The organism is Pseudomonas sp. C1C7 (genome assembly GCF_013359595.1).
Classification (GTDB): Bacteria; Pseudomonadota; Gammaproteobacteria; order Pseudomonadales; family Pseudomonadaceae; genus Aquipseudomonas.
In genome coordinates this window covers 74,139-88,535 of sequence record NZ_JABFMP010000014.1, presented here as the reverse complement: position 1 = coordinate 88,535, position 14,397 = coordinate 74,139, and the positions used below count along the sequence as shown (strand labels likewise).

The window sequence follows — 14,397 nt, the reverse complement described above, 5'->3', positions numbered from 1 at the left end:
TTTCAAGAAGGTGTAGTTGCGATGAAACGTGTAGGTCTGATCGGTTGGCGCGGTATGGTCGGTTCCGTGCTCATGCAGCGGATGCTGGAAGAGCAGGATTTCGATCTTATCGAGCCGGTGTTTTTCACCACTTCCAATGTCGGTGGCCAAGGCCCGTCCGTGGGCAAGGATATTGCTCCGCTCAAGGACGCTTACAGCATTGAAGAGCTGAAAACCCTTGACGTGATTCTGACCTGCCAGGGTGGCGACTACACCAGCGAAGTGTTCCCCAAGCTGCGCGAAGCCGGCTGGCAGGGTTACTGGATCGACGCCGCTTCCAGCCTGCGCATGCAGGATGACGCGGTCATCGTTCTGGATCCGGTCAACCGCAAGGTCATCGACCAGCAGCTGGACGCCGGTACCAAGAACTACATCGGCGGCAACTGCACCGTCAGCCTGATGCTGATGGGCCTGGGCGGTCTGTTCGAAGCCGGTCTGGTGGAGTGGATGAGCGCCATGACCTATCAGGCGGCCTCCGGTGCCGGCGCGCAGAACATGCGTGAACTGATCAAGCAGATGGGTGCTACCCACGCGTCCGTCGCCGATCAACTGGCCGATCCTGCCAGCGCGATCCTCGACATCGACCGTCGTGTGGCCGAAACCATGCGCAGCGACGCGTACCCGACCGAAAACTTCGGCGTACCGCTGGCCGGCAGCCTGATCCCGTGGATCGACAAGGAACTGCCGAACGGCCAGAGCCGCGAAGAGTGGAAAGCCCAGGCCGAGACCAACAAGATCCTCGGTCGCTTCAAGAGCCCGATCCCGGTGGACGGCATCTGCGTGCGTATCGGCGCCATGCGCTGCCACAGCCAGGCGCTGACCATCAAGCTGAACAAAGACGTGCCGATGGCCGATATCGAAGGTCTGATCAGCCAGCACAACCCTTGGGTCAAGCTGGTGCCGAACAACCGCGATGTCAGCATCCAGGAGCTGAGCCCGAACAAGGTCACCGGCACCCTGAACATTCCGGTTGGCCGTCTGCGCAAGCTGAACATGGGTTCGCAGTTCCTCGGCGCCTTCACCGTCGGCGACCAGCTGCTGTGGGGCGCGGCCGAACCGCTGCGTCGCATGCTGCGGATTCTGCTCGAGCGTTGATCGACTGAAGCCATGAAAGAGCCCGCGCCTTGAGAGAGGTGCGGGTTTTTTTATGCCTGGCAGTCGGAGGTTGTCGGGTTGTCTGGTCTGGCCTCTTCGCGGGCAAGCCTCGCTCCTACAAGATTTTCGGGTGCTGCAGGAGCGAAGCTTGCCCGCGAAGAGGCCGGTATGATCAACACAAATCCCCGGCGGAAATTGCCTGCATCCCACCCACCCGGTAAAGTGCCGCTCCCCCCGTTTCGCCAGAGGTAGAACCATGACCCAGTCCTTTGATATTGCCGTGATCGGCGCCACCGGTACTGTCGGCGAAACGCTGGTACAGATTCTCGACGAGCGCGACTTTCCCGTCGGCAACCTGCACCTGCTGGCCAGCAGCGAATCGGCTGGCAGCTCGGTGCTGTTTCGCGGCAAGAACGTGCGGGTGCGGGAAGTCGACGAGTTCGATTTCAGCAAGGTGCAGCTGGTGTTCTTCGCCGCCGGTCCGGCGGTGACCCTGAGTTTCGCCTCGCGCGCCACGGCGGCTGGCTGCTCGGTCATCGACCTGTCCGGCGCCTTGCCGGCCGATCAAGCGCCGCAGGTGGTGCCGGAAGCCAATGTCCAGGTGCTCGACGGCCTGAAAAAGCCGTTCCTGCTCAGCAGCCCCAGCCCGTCGGCCACCACCCTGGCAGTGGTCCTCGCGCCGTTGCTGGATTTGCTCGACCTGCAACGCATCCACCTGACCGCGAGCCTCGCCGTCTCCACCCAGGGCCGTGAAGCCGTGGCCGAACTGGCGCGGCAGACCGCCGAACTGCTCAACATGCGTCCGCTGGAGCCGAAGTTCTTCGATCGGCAGATGGCGTTCAACTTGCTGGCCGAGGTCGGCAAGCCGGACGAACAAGGCCACACGCTGCTGGAAAAACGCCTGGTGCGTGAGCTGCGTCAGGTCATGGCGCTGCCTTCCTTGAAGATTTCTGTCACTTGCATTCAAGCCCCGGTGTTTTTTGGCGATAGCTTTAGCGTGACTTTGCAATCGGCCGGCGAAATAGACCTGGCGAAAGTCAACGCTGCGCTGGAAGACGCACCCGGTATCGAACTGGTCGAAGCCGGCGATTACCCGACCCCTGTCGGGGATGCGGTAGGGCAGGATGTGGTCTACGTTGGTCGGGTGCGTCATGGTATCGACGACCTGTCGGAACTAAACCTGTGGCTGACGTCAGATAACGTACGCAAAGGCGCTGCGCTCAACGCTGTGCAGCTGGCCGAATTATTGATAAAAGACAGGCTGTAAAAGATACTTGGCAACAATTTTTCGAATGGTTCCGGGGGGCGCATCTGCCTTGCGGCAGCGGCAATCAATACCTTCTCGCTGGCCGAGGAATGTTCAAACTAAGGATGAGCTATGGTTCAAGTTCGCAAACTGGTGTTAGCAATAGCGGCCGCCTCGGCGCTGTCCTCCGGTATGGCGCATGCCCTCGGGCTCGGGGAACTGACCCTGAAGTCTGCGCAGAACCAGCCGCTGGTGGCGGAGATCGAGTTGCTCGACGTCAAGGAACTCACCGCTGCCGAAGTGGTGCCGAGCCTGGCTTCGCCTGAAGATTTCGCCAAGGCGGGCGTCGACCGCCAGGCGTTTCTCAATGACCTGACGTTCACCCCGGTGCTCAATCCCGGTGGCAAAAGCGTCCTGCGTGTCACCTCCAGCAAACCGCTCTCCGAACCGATGGTGAAGTTCCTGGTTCAGGTGATGTGGCCCAACGGTCGTCTGCTGCGCGATTACAGCGTGCTGCTCGATCCGTCCAAATTCTCCCCGCAGACCGCTGAAGCGGCTGCGCAGCCGACGCCTCAGACCGGCACCACGCCGGTCACCGGTGCGACCAAACCGACCCAGTACACCACCACGCCGCGCGATACCCTGTGGGAAATCGCGGCCAAGGCGCGTAATGGCGGTTCGATCCAGCAAACCATGCTGGCCATCCAGGCGCTGAACCCGGATGCGTTCATCGACGGCAACATCAACCGCATGAAAACCGGTCAGGTCCTGCGCCTGCCGGATCAGACGCAAAGCACCAGCCTGCCGCAACCCAAGGCGATCGCCGAAGTGGCCGCGCAGAACACCGCGTGGCGCCAGGGCCGTCGTTATGTGGCCAAGCCGGGCACGGGACAGCAGCAACTCGACGCCACCAACCGTGGCCGCGGTGATGCGCCGTCGACCCAGGCCGCTCGGGATAACCTCAGCCTGGTTTCCGCCCAGGCCGGCGCCCGTGGCAAGGGACCGGCAGGCGATGCCAAGGCCTTGAGCAACAAGCTGGCGGTCACTCAGGAAAGCCTCGACACGACCCGTCGTGACAACGAGGAACTGAAGAGCCGCATGGCCGATCTGCAAAGCCAGCTGGACAAGCTGCAGCGCCTGATCGAGCTGAAGAACAATCAATTGGCCAAGTTGCAGGCCGAAGGCGCCGCGGGTGCGCCGGCCGCCACGCCAGCCCTTGCTGCGGCGTCGGCCCCGGCGATCTCCGCTGAACTGGCCGCCGCACCTGCGACAACGCCTGCCGAGCCTGCGCCTGCAACTCCGGCGCCAGCTGCGGCCGCGCCTGAGACTGCACCGGCTCCGGCCGAACAACCGGTGGAACCGACACCGGCCGCCAATGACGAGCAGTCTTTCAACGAATTGCTGACCAATCCGTGGCTGTTGGGTCTGGCCGGTGGCGGGGTCGTGGTGGCGGCGCTGTTGTTGCTGTTGCTGGCTCGTCGTCGCAAAGCCCAGCAGGAAGCCGAGAAACACCTGCGCATGGCCCGTGCCCTGGCCGAAGAGCAGGCGTTTTCCGCGGATCTCGATCTGCCGCAAAGCAGCTTCGAAGGCCTGGAAGTGCCGCCGCCAAGCGTGAAACTCGCTACCGCACCGGCTCCAGTAGCTGCTCCAGCGCCGGCACCCGCGCCGGTGGTTGCCCCGGTCGTGATGACTGCGCCTATCGCCGCACCGTTGGTGGCACCTGCCGCCGAACGTTCCAGCGATGTACTGGGCCAGGCTCAGTCGCACATCGACGCCGGTCGTCTGAACCAGGCCGCCGCGCTGCTGGAAGAGGGCGTCAAGCTGGAGCCACAGCGCAGTGACGTGCGCCTGAAGTTGATGGAGGTTTACGGACAGCAGGGCGACCGCGACGCATTCGTCACCCAGGAGCGTCAGTTGGTGGCCAACGGTGATAACTACGCCCAGGTCGAAAAACTGAAGAGCCGCTTCCCGGCCATGGCCCTGGTCGCCGCCGGTGGTATCGCTGCTGCGGCCGCCGCTGCCGAGCTGGATGCGCAGTACGTCAAGGACCTGCTGCTGGACGAGCCGGAAGCGCCGCAGGAACAGCAAGAACCGCAGGAGCCGGCACCGCTCGATGACGATTTCGACAGCGCCTTCGATCTGAGCCTGGATGATCTGGACAACATCACTCCGGTTACCGCGGAGCCTGAAGTTTCGGAAGCCGTTGCTCCCGAGGCCGTTGCACCCGCTCCGGAGCCGGAAGCGGCGACGTTGGACGAACTGGAAGATTTCCCGCTGGATGACGATTTGAGCTTTGATTCGGTCCTGCAGCAGCAGACTGAAATCCGCGAAAATCTCGACGACCTGTCGGAATTCGATCTGGACATGGACCTTGGTGCCGAGCCTTCGCCGGCAATCCTGGCCGAAGACGATTTCCTGCTGAGCCTGGATGACGACGTCAAGGACCTGCCTGCTGTCGATGCCCCGGCTGCTTCGGCGGCTCCGGAAGTGACCCTGGATGACCTGGACCTGCCGGCCGATTTCGACCTGTCCCTGGCGGACGAGATGGAGACTCCAGCGGAACCGGACGCGTTTGCCGCCGAGCTGGACGACGTCAACGCCGAGCTGGATCGCCTGTCCCAGAGCATCAGCGAGCCGACCTTTACCGTCGACGACGCCCTGGCGACCGTGAACGACGAACCGGAGTTCGACTTCCTGTCCGGCACCGATGAAGTCGCCACCAAGCTCGATCTGGCCCAGGCCTACATCGACATGGGCGACAACGACGGCGCCCGGGACATCCTCAATGAAGTGGTGAACGAGGGTGACGCGGGTCAGAAGAGTGAGGCCAAGGAAATGCTTTCGCGTCTGGCTTGAGTGGGTTGATGCAAGCAAAACGGCAGCCGGTGAGGCTGCCGTTTTTGTTTGTGCGGGAGGGAAGGGGTGTTTGTTGGGAAAAGATCGTAGCCTTTGGCGGCTCCTACAGGGAAATGCAATCCAATTGCAGGAGCTGCCGAAGGCTGCGATCTTTTGATCTTGATCCACCCACCGCTGGCATCCCCGCCCCACAGCCTTATAATGCCCGCCTTTGCGTACATCAGCAGGCTGTCACTCCTTGGCAAATATAGATAACCCGGAAGCCGAAATGGCCGCCGAGGGCTTTTACCGGATCGCGCTGGGCGTTGAATACAAGGGCTCGCGCTACCGCGGCTGGCAGCGCCAGGCATCCGGTGTGCTCACCGTGCAGGAAACCCTCGAAAACGCCCTGTCCAAAGTCGCCGACTCGCCGGTGTCGCTTTTGTGCGCCGGGCGTACCGATGCCGGCGTGCATGCCTGCGGACAAGTGGTGCACTTCGATACCCAGGTCGAACGCTCGATGAAGGCCTGGGTGATGGGCGCCAACATCAACTTGCCCCACGACGTCAGCGTCAGCTGGGCCAAGGTCATGCCGGCGCATTTTCATGCCCGCTTCAAGGCCATCGCCCGGCGCTACCGCTATGTGATCTACAACGATCAGATCCGCCCGGCGCACCTGAACGAAGAAATCACCTGGAACCACCGCCCGCTGGACGTCGAGCGCATGGCCGAGGCCGCGCAATACCTGGTGGGCACCCATGATTTCAGTGCCTTTCGCGCCGGCCAGTGCCAGGCCAAGTCGCCGATCAAGGAACTGCACCATCTGCGTGTCACGCGTCACGGCAAGATGATCGTGCTGGATATTCGTGCCAGCGCCTTCCTGCACCACATGGTGCGTAACATTGCTGGTGTACTCATGACCATCGGGTCGGGCGAGCGTCCGGTGGCGTGGATGAAAGAGGTGCTGGACAGCCGTATCCGTCGTTCCGGCGGGGTCACGGCACATCCATTCGGCCTGTATCTGGTGCAGGTCGAGTACCGCGATGAGTTCGAGTTGCCCGAGCGTTTTATCGGGCCGCACTTCCTCACCGGTTTCTCCGAACTTGACGGCTGACGCCCTCCAGCGCTTTTGTTACCATCCGGGACTTTCTCGGATTTGCCGTGAGGTTTTCTCGACATGTCAGCCGTTCGCAGCAAAATTTGCGGGATTACCCGCATGGAAGATGCGTTGGCGGCCGTCGAAGCCGGGGCCGATGCAATCGGGTTTGTGTTCTACGCCAAGAGCCCACGGGCTGTGACGTTCCAGCAGGCGCGCGCGATCATCAAGGCGTTGCCGCCGTTCGTCACCACCGTGGGTTTGTTCGTCAACGCCAGTCGGAGTGAATTGGGGGAAATCCTCGACGCCGTACCGCTGGACCTGTTGCAGTTCCACGGTGATGAAAGCCAGGCAGAGTGCGAAAGCTGGGATCGTCCGTACATCAAGGCAGTGCGGGTCAAGGCCGGTGATGACATCGCCGCGGCCTGCGAGGCTTACCCGAGTGCCAGCGGGATCCTGCTCGATGCGTATGTCGAAGGCGTTCCCGGTGGAACCGGCGAAGCGTTCGACTGGTCTCTGATACCTCAGGGCTTGAGCAAGCCGATCATCCTGGCCGGTGGCCTGACTGCGCAGAACGTCGCCGAGGCGGTGGCGCGGGTCAAGCCTTACGCAGTGGATGTCAGTGGCGGGGTAGAGGCAAGCAAAGGCATCAAGGATCCCGAAAAGATTCGGGCATTCATCAAAGCGGTACATGGTTGATGTGACGGCTGGCAGTCTGCCGCCGTCCATAACAGCACTTGCACAAAGCAGGCATGGCTGACAGTTTTTTGGGTTGTACGCAGGTCACGTTCCCTGATCCGGCAACCCATCGATCATCGCCGCACACATGAATTTAGCTAAGGGCATACGCGGGGCTGCGAACCAAGAGCGTTCGAGCCGCCGGTACTGGAGAAAGAAAGCATGAGCAACTGGTTAGTAGACAAACTGATCCCTTCGATCATGCGTTCCGAGGTCAAGAAGAGCTCGGTGCCTGAAGGTCTTTGGCACAAATGCCCGTCCTGCGAGGCTGTGCTGTATCGTCCGGAGCTGGAAAAGACCCTGGACGTTTGCCCCAAGTGCAACCACCACATGCGTATCGGCGCCCGCGCCCGTATCGACATTTTCCTCGACGCCGAAGGCCGTGCCGAACTGGGTGCGGACCTGGAGCCGGTTGACCGTCTGAAATTCCGTGACGGCAAGAAGTACAAGGATCGCCTGACCGCTGCACAGAAGCAGACCGGCGAGAAAGACGCCCTGGTTTCCATGAGCGGTACTTTGCTGGGCATGCCGATCGTGGTTTCGGCCTTCGAATTCTCCTTCATGGGCGGTTCCATGGGCGCCATCGTCGGCGAGCGCTTCGTGCGCGCTGCCAACTACGCCCTGGAAAAGCGCTGCCCGATGGTCTGCTTCTCCGCCTCCGGTGGTGCGCGGATGCAGGAAGCGCTGATCTCCCTGATGCAAATGGCCAAGACCTCCGCGGTGCTGGCGCGTCTGCGTGAGGAAGGCATTCCGTTCATCTCGGTGCTGACCGACCCGGTCTACGGCGGTGTTTCCGCCAGTCTGGCGATGCTGGGCGACGTGATCGTCGGCGAGCCGAAAGCCCTGATCGGCTTTGCCGGCCCGCGCGTAATCGAGCAGACCGTGCGCGAAAAACTGCCGGAAGGCTTCCAGCGCAGCGAGTTCCTGCTGGAGCACGGCGCCATCGACATGATCATCGACCGTCAGGAACTGCGTCCGCGCCTGGGCAACCTGCTGGCACAAATGATGGGCCTGCCGACGCCGAAGTTCGTCGCCGCGCCAGTCGAGAAAATCGTCGTTCCACCGGTGCCTGCCAACCTATGACCCAGCGTACCCTTGGCGAGTGGCTCGCCTACCTTGAGCAGTTGCACCCTTCGGCCATCGACATGGGCCTTGAGCGCTCGCAACAGGTAGCGTCCCGCATGGGACTGGGCAAGCCGGCGCCAAGGGTGATCACGGTCACCGGCACCAATGGCAAAGGCTCTACCTGTGCGTTCGTGGCATCCCTGCTGCGCGCACAGGGCCTGAAAGTGGGTGTCTACAACTCTCCGCACCTGCTGCGCTACAACGAGCGGGTGCAGGTCAACGGCGTCGAAGCTTCCGACGCCGAGCTGTGCCAGGCCTTCGCTGCGGTGGAGGCGGGGCGCGGCGACACTTCCCTGACTTATTTCGAAATGGGCACCCTGGCGGCGTTCTGGCTGTTTCAGCAGTCCGGACTCGATGCCGTGGTGCTGGAAGTCGGCCTGGGCGGGCGTCTGGATACCGTCAACGTGGTCGACGCCGACATGGCGCTGGTCACCAGCATTGGCGTCGATCATGCGGATTACCTGGGCAATACCCGTGAATCCGTGGCCTTCGAGAAAGCCGGCATCTTCCGCCAGGGCGCGCCTGCGCTCTGTGGCGACCTGAACCCTCCGCAACCCCTGCTGGATAAAGCGCGCGAGCTCAATTGCCCGTTTTTCCTGCGTGGGCGCGATTTCGATCTCGGTATCACTGATCACAACTGGCAATGGCGCGGTGTCGACGCCCAGGGCCAGGTGGTCGAGTTGCGCGATCTGCCGTTGCTCGATCTGCCGATGGAAAACGCCGCGCTGGCGTTGCAGGCTTACCGTCTGCTCGGGCTGCCTTGGGTCCAAGCGCAGATCATCCAGGCCTTGCAGGCGACGAAGGTGGTCGGTCGTCTCGATCGCCGTCAGTTCGACTGGCAGGGCAAGCGCCTGAATCTGCTGCTGGACGTGGGCCATAACCCCCATGCGGCGGAGTATCTGGCCCGGCGTCTGGCCAGCCGTCCACCGGCAGGCAAGCGCCTGGCGGTGTTCGGATTGCTGGCGGACAAGGATCTGGATGGTGTAATCGATGAATTGAGTGCTAGTGTCGAGCACTGGGCCGTTGCACCGCTGGATTCGCCACGGGCGCGACCGGTGGTCGAGTTGCACGAGGCGCTGGACAAGCGTGGTGCTTCGGTAACGTCCTACGACAGCGTGGCCGCCGCCCTGGAAGGGCAGTGCGCACAGGCGACGAGCGACGACGAGATTCTGTTGTTCGGATCATTTTATTGTGTCGCCGAGGCCCTGGATTGGCTGGCCCGGCGCTCCACGGAGGAAGCGGCAAATGGCATTGCTGGATAAAGCCTACAAACAGCGCATGGTCGGCGCCCTGGTTCTGGTGGCGCTGGCGGTGATTTTCCTGCCGATGCTGTTTTCCCGTCAGGATGAGCAGCGTCAGGTCACGGTCGAAGCGCCGGCGGCGCCCCAAGCGTCTGCCTTGCCGCAGGTGCAGGTTCAGCCCGTGGTGGTGCCTGAGCCGCAAGCCCTGCCTCAGGAACCGGTTCCGAGTGATGAAGACATCGCCCAGGACGCTCCGGCTGCGCCATCTGCTCCGGTCGTGCCTACGACCCCGGTTCCCACACCGGCCCCGGCACCTGTCGCCAAACCGGTCACGCCACCGCCCGCTCCGGCACCTGTCCCTGCACTGGCTGCCAAGCCTGCGACAGCACCTTCCCAGCCCATCACCGCAGCGCCGGGCAGACCGGACACCACGCAAAGCCGCGTCGACGCCAATGGCCTGTCGGTCAGTTGGTCGGTGCAACTGGCCAGCCTGTCCAGCCGCGAAAGTGCGGAAAAGCTGCAGAAAACCCTGCGCAGCCAGGGCTACAACGCTTATATCCGCTCTGCCGACGGCAAGAACCGGGTGTTCGTGGGGCCGCTGATCGAGCGTGCCGAGGCTGATCGTCTGCGTGACTTGCTCAACCGCCAGCAGAATCTCAAGGGTTTTGTGGTGCGCTTTCAGCCAGAGCGTGGCTAAATCTATCGCAACGATTTGAAATGCACTGACAATCGCAGCTTACCGATCAGCATGGGCTCTGCTAAAATGCGCCGCCTTATCCGTCTGTAGGCTGCACTGTGCCATTTACCTGGGTTGACTGGGCGATCGTTGCAATCGTCGCCATCTCCGCATTGATCAGTCTGAGCCGCGGCTTCGTCAAAGAAGCACTGTCGCTGGTGACCTGGATCATCGCAGGAGTCGTAGCCTGGATGTTCGGTGGCTCATTGTCCGAGTACCTCGGCGGTTATATCCAGACACCTTCGGCTCGCGTGATCGCGGGCTGTGCCATCATGTTTGTCGCCACCCTCGTGGTAGGCGCAATGATCAATTATCTGATCGGCGAATTGGTACGCGTCACCGGGCTTTCCGGGACCGATCGATTCCTCGGCATGGCCTTCGGCGCCGCACGTGGCGGCTTGCTGGTGGTCGTGGCGGTCGGGCTCTTGAGCCTGGGGCCGGTCCAGCATGACGAGTGGTGGATTCAGTCCCAGCTCGTTCCAAAGTTTCTATTGGTCGCAGACTGGTCCAAAAACCTGATTCTCGGGTGGAGCAGTCAGTGGCTTGCCAGCGGAATCAGCGTACCCGCTGATATTCCGTTCAAGGAGCAACTCTTGCCGTCGGCCAAAACGCCTCAGTGAGTGTTGTTCAGTTCAGATCCATTAAGTAGGGGTTGCGTCGCATGTGTGGCATCGTCGGTATCGTCGGTAAGTCGAACGTCAATCAGGCGCTGTATGACGCGCTAACGGTCCTCCAACACCGCGGCCAGGACGCTGCCGGTATCGTGACCAGCCATGATGGCCGGTTATTCCTGCGCAAGGACAACGGCCTGGTGCGTGACGTGTTCCAGCAGCGTCACATGCAGCGCCTGGTCGGCCACATGGGCATCGGCCATGTGCGCTACCCGACCGCGGGCAGCTCGACGTCGGCCGAAGCTCAACCGTTTTACGTCAACTCGCCTTACGGCATCACCCTGGCGCACAACGGCAACCTGACCAACGTTGAACAGTTGGCCAAGGAGATTTACGAATCCGACCTGCGCCACGTCAACACCAGTTCCGACTCGGAAGTGCTGCTCAACGTGTTCGCCCACGAACTGGCCCAGCGCGGCAAGTTGCAGCCAACCGAAGAAGACGTGTTCGCCGCCGTGACCGACGTGCACAACCGCTGCGTCGGTGGTTATGCGGTCGTAGCGATGATCACCGGCTACGGCATCGTCGGTTTCCGCGACCCGCACGGCATCCGCCCGATCGTGTTCGGCCAGCGTCACACCGACGAAGGCGTCGAGTACATGATCGCGTCCGAAAGCGTTTCCCTGGACGTGCTCGGCTTCACCCTGATTCGCGACCTGGCTCCGGGCGAAGCGGTCTACATCACTGAAGACGGCAAGCTGCACACCCGTCAGTGCGCGACCAACCCGTCCCTGACCCCATGCATCTTCGAACACGTCTACCTGGCGCGTCCGGACTCGATCATCGACGGCGTGTCGGTGTACAAGGCCCGTCTGCGCATGGGCGAGAAACTCGCCGAGAAGATCCAGCGCGAGCGTCCGGATCACGATATCGACGTGGTCATCCCGATCCCGGACACCAGCCGCACCGCGGCCCTGGAGCTGGCGAACCACCTGGGCGTGAAATTCCGCGAAGGCTTCGTGAAGAACCGCTACATCGGCCGTACCTTCATCATGCCGGGCCAGGCCGCACGGAAAAAATCCGTACGCCAGAAGCTCAACGCGATCGAGCTGGAATTCCGCGGCAAGAACGTGATGCTGGTGGACGACTCCATCGTTCGCGGCACCACCTGCAAGCAGATCATCCAGATGGCCCGTGAAGCTGGCGCGAAGAACGTTTACTTCTGCTCCGCGGCACCTGCCGTGCGCTTCCCGAACGTCTACGGCATCGACATGCCGAGCGCCCACGAACTGATCGCGCACAACCGTTCGACCCAGGACGTGGCCGACCTGATCGGCGCCGACTGGCTGGTCTATCAGGATCTGCCTGACTTGATCGAAGCGGTCGGCGGCGGCAAGATCAAAATCGACAAGTTCGATTGCGCGGTGTTCGACGGCCAGTACGTGACCGGCGACGTCGACGAGGCTTACCTGAACAAGATCGAGCAGGCGCGTAACGATGCCTCGAAGGTCAAGACCCAGGCGGTCAGCGCGATCATCGATCTGTACAACAACTGAGTGAATACCGGCCCTGAGGGGCCGGTTTTGTATCTATCTCCAAAGAACAAGGCAAGGAGTCACAGCATGAGTCAGGAATGGGATGCGGGTCGGTTGGACAGCGACCTCGAAGGTGTAGCGTTCGATACCCTGGCCGTACGTGCCGGTCAGCACCGTACGCCGGAAGGCGAACACGGTGATCCGATGTTCTTCACCTCCAGTTATGTATTCCGCACCGCTGGCGACGCGGCCGCGCGTTTTGCCGGCGAAGTGCCAGGCAACGTTTACTCGCGCTACACCAACCCGACCGTGCGCGCGTTCGAAGAACGTATCGCCGCCCTGGAAGGTGCCGAGCAAGCGGTGGCCACGGCCACCGGCATGGCGGCGATCATGGCGGTGGTGATGAGTCTGTGCAGCGCCGGCGACCACGTATTGGTCTCGCGCAGTGTGTTCGGCTCGACCATCAGCCTGTTCGAAAAGTACTTCAAGCGTTTTGGCGTGGAAGTCGATTACGTGGCTCTGGCGGATTTGTCCGGCTGGGACGCGGCGATCAAGCCCAACACCAAACTGCTGTTCGTCGAATCGCCCTCCAACCCGCTGGCCGAGCTGGTGGACATCGCCGAGCTTTCGAAAATCGCCCACGCCAAGGGCGCGATTCTGGTGGTCGACAACTGCTTCTGCACCCCGGCGCTGCAACAGCCGCTGAAGCTGGGCGCGGACATTGTCGTGCACTCGGCCACCAAGTTCATCGACGGCCAGGGTCGTTGCATGGGCGGTGTGGTGGCCGGTCGCAGCGAGCAAATGAAAGAAGTGGTCGGCTTCCTGCGGACCGCCGGTCCGACCTTGAGCCCGTTCAACGCCTGGATCTTCCTCAAGGGCCTGGAAACCCTGAACCTGCGGATGAAGGCCCACTGCGCCAACGCCCAGGCGCTGGCCGAGTGGCTGGAGCAGCAGGACGGCATCGAGAAGGTCCACTACGCCGGTCTCAAGAGCCATCCGCAGCACGAACTGGCCCTGCGTCAGCAGAAAGGTTTCGGCGCGGTGGTGAGTTTCGAGGTCAAGGGCGGCAAAGAGGGCGCTTGGCGCTTCATCGATGCAACCCGACTGATTTCGATCACCGCCAACCTGGGCGACAGCAAGACCACCATCACCCACCCGAGCACCACCTCCCACGGCCGTCTCGCGCCGCAAGAGCGTGAAGCGGCGGGCATTCGCGACAGCCTGATCCGTATCGCGGTCGGTCTGGAAGACGTGGCGGATCTGCAAGCCGACCTGTCGCGCGGCCTGGCGGCATTGTGATCGAACTGTCTGCGTCGAGCGGCACCAATGGACGCGTAGCGCTGGTCACCGGCGCTGCGCGGGGCATCGGTCTGGGCATCGCCGCATGGCTGATCAGCGAAGGCTGGCAGGTCGTGTTGACGGACCTGGATCGGGCACGGGGTTCGAAAGTGGCGAAGGTGCTGGGCGAAAACGCCTGGTTCATCGCCATGGACGTCGCGAACGAAGGGCAGGTGGCGTTGGGTGTCGCCGAAGTGCTCGGGCAGTTTGGGCGCCTGGATGCGCTGGTGTGCAACGCGGCCGTGGCTGATCCGCACAACATCACCCTGGAAAGCCTCGATCTGGATTACTGGAATCGGGTGCTGGCGGTCAATCTCAGCGGGCCGATGCTGTTGGCCAAGCACTGTGCGCCGTACCTGCGCGCCCACAGTGGGGCGATCGTAAACCTGGCCTCGACCCGCGCGATGCAGTCGGAGCCTGACACCGAGGCGTACGCAGCGAGCAAGGGCGGCCTGTTGGCCCTGACTCACGCGCTGGCCATCAGCCTGGGGCCGGAGATTCGCGTGAATGCCGTGAGCCCGGGCTGGATCGATACTCGCGATCCTTCCGTGCGTCGTGCCGAGCCGCTGACCGATGCCGACCACGCCCAGCATCCGGCGGGCAGGGTAGGGACGGTGGAGGATGTTGCGTCGATGGTGGCGTGGCTGCTGTCGAAGAATGCCGGGTTCGTCACGGGGCAGGAGTTCGTGGTGGACGGTGGCATGACCAAGAAGATGATCTATGAGCAGTGAGGAGCAGCTTCAAGCTTCAAGCTTCAAGTAA

Annotated in this window: 12 protein-coding genes; all 12 read left to right on the top strand. The window is 62.3% G+C overall.

Annotated elements, in window-relative coordinates; genetic code table 11:
* Nucleotides 1-21 precede the first annotated feature (21 nt).
* On the top strand, nt 22-1,134 hold the full coding sequence (asd, locus tag HNO86_RS14055) for an aspartate-semialdehyde dehydrogenase (RefSeq protein ID WP_175377544.1): 1,113 nt from the start codon (nt 22-24) through the stop codon (nt 1,132-1,134).
* A 256-nt stretch (nt 1,135-1,390) separates the two neighbouring features.
* Nucleotides 1,391-2,401 (top strand): aspartate-semialdehyde dehydrogenase, encoded by a 1,011-nt coding sequence (locus tag HNO86_RS14050; protein ID WP_175377543.1) that lies wholly within the window; start codon nt 1,391-1,393, stop codon nt 2,399-2,401.
* A gap of 111 nt (nt 2,402-2,512) precedes the next feature.
* Nucleotides 2,513-5,236 (top strand): FimV family protein, encoded by a 2,724-nt coding sequence (locus HNO86_RS14045; RefSeq protein WP_175377542.1) that lies wholly within the window; start codon nt 2,513-2,515, stop codon nt 5,234-5,236.
* Between the two features lie 268 nt (nt 5,237-5,504).
* Entirely contained in the window at nt 5,505-6,329 is an 825-nt protein-coding gene (gene truA, locus HNO86_RS14040) for a tRNA pseudouridine(38-40) synthase TruA (protein WP_175377600.1), read from the top strand.
* A gap of 63 nt (nt 6,330-6,392) precedes the next feature.
* Nucleotides 6,393-7,010, top strand: coding sequence for a phosphoribosylanthranilate isomerase (locus tag HNO86_RS14035; RefSeq protein ID WP_175377541.1), 618 nt, complete (start codon nt 6,393-6,395; stop codon nt 7,008-7,010).
* Between the two features lie 201 nt (nt 7,011-7,211).
* Nucleotides 7,212-8,132, top strand: a complete 921-nt coding sequence (gene accD, locus HNO86_RS14030) for an acetyl-CoA carboxylase, carboxyltransferase subunit beta (RefSeq protein WP_175377540.1) — start codon at nt 7,212-7,214, stop codon at nt 8,130-8,132.
* Nucleotides 8,129-9,436: a bifunctional tetrahydrofolate synthase/dihydrofolate synthase gene (folC, locus tag HNO86_RS14025; protein WP_175377539.1), complete on the top strand. Its 1,308-nt coding sequence runs from the start codon at nt 8,129-8,131 to the stop codon at nt 9,434-9,436. Before accD ends, folC begins: the two co-directional genes overlap by 4 nt.
* Complete coding sequence (locus HNO86_RS14020) at nt 9,420-10,112, top strand: SPOR domain-containing protein (RefSeq protein ID WP_175377538.1); 693 nt, start codon at nt 9,420-9,422, stop codon at nt 10,110-10,112. Before folC ends, HNO86_RS14020 begins: the two co-directional genes overlap by 17 nt.
* Before the next feature lie 98 nt (nt 10,113-10,210).
* Nucleotides 10,211-10,771 carry a CvpA family protein gene (locus HNO86_RS14015; RefSeq protein ID WP_175377537.1) on the top strand — a complete coding sequence of 187 codons (561 nt, stop codon included), beginning with the start codon at nt 10,211-10,213 and terminating at the stop codon, nt 10,769-10,771.
* 41 nt (nt 10,772-10,812) lie between these two features.
* Nucleotides 10,813-12,318 carry an amidophosphoribosyltransferase gene (purF, locus tag HNO86_RS14010; RefSeq protein ID WP_175377536.1) on the top strand — a complete coding sequence of 502 codons (1,506 nt, stop codon included), beginning with the start codon at nt 10,813-10,815 and terminating at the stop codon, nt 12,316-12,318.
* Between the two features lie 66 nt (nt 12,319-12,384).
* Nucleotides 12,385-13,596: an O-succinylhomoserine sulfhydrylase gene (locus HNO86_RS14005; RefSeq protein ID WP_175377535.1), complete on the top strand. Its 1,212-nt coding sequence runs from the start codon at nt 12,385-12,387 to the stop codon at nt 13,594-13,596.
* A complete protein-coding gene (locus HNO86_RS14000; protein WP_175377534.1) occupies nt 13,593-14,366 on the top strand; it encodes an SDR family oxidoreductase in 774 nt (257 codons plus the stop codon). The genes HNO86_RS14005 and HNO86_RS14000 overlap by 4 nt, the downstream gene beginning before the upstream one ends.
* Nucleotides 14,367-14,397: the final 31 nt, after the last annotated feature.

Excerpts from the sequence above, each read along its gene's own strand:
- asd (WP_175377544.1), top strand. The coding sequence starts at position 22 with ATGAAACGTGTAGGTCTGATCGGTTGGCGCGGTATGGTCGGTTCCGTG.
- HNO86_RS14050 (WP_175377543.1), top strand. The coding sequence starts at position 1,391 with ATGACCCAGTCCTTTGATATTGCCGTGATCGGCGCCACCGGTACTGTC.
- HNO86_RS14045 (WP_175377542.1), top strand. The coding sequence starts at position 2,513 with ATGGTTCAAGTTCGCAAACTGGTGTTAGCAATAGCGGCCGCCTCGGCG.
- truA (WP_175377600.1), top strand. The coding sequence starts at position 5,505 with ATGGCCGCCGAGGGCTTTTACCGGATCGCGCTGGGCGTTGAATACAAG.
- HNO86_RS14035 (WP_175377541.1), top strand. The coding sequence starts at position 6,393 with ATGTCAGCCGTTCGCAGCAAAATTTGCGGGATTACCCGCATGGAAGAT.
- accD (WP_175377540.1), top strand. The coding sequence starts at position 7,212 with ATGAGCAACTGGTTAGTAGACAAACTGATCCCTTCGATCATGCGTTCC.
- folC (WP_175377539.1), top strand. The coding sequence starts at position 8,129 with ATGACCCAGCGTACCCTTGGCGAGTGGCTCGCCTACCTTGAGCAGTTG.
- HNO86_RS14020 (WP_175377538.1), top strand. The coding sequence starts at position 9,420 with ATGGCATTGCTGGATAAAGCCTACAAACAGCGCATGGTCGGCGCCCTG.
- purF (WP_175377536.1), top strand. The coding sequence starts at position 10,813 with ATGTGTGGCATCGTCGGTATCGTCGGTAAGTCGAACGTCAATCAGGCG.
- HNO86_RS14005 (WP_175377535.1), top strand. The coding sequence starts at position 12,385 with ATGAGTCAGGAATGGGATGCGGGTCGGTTGGACAGCGACCTCGAAGGT.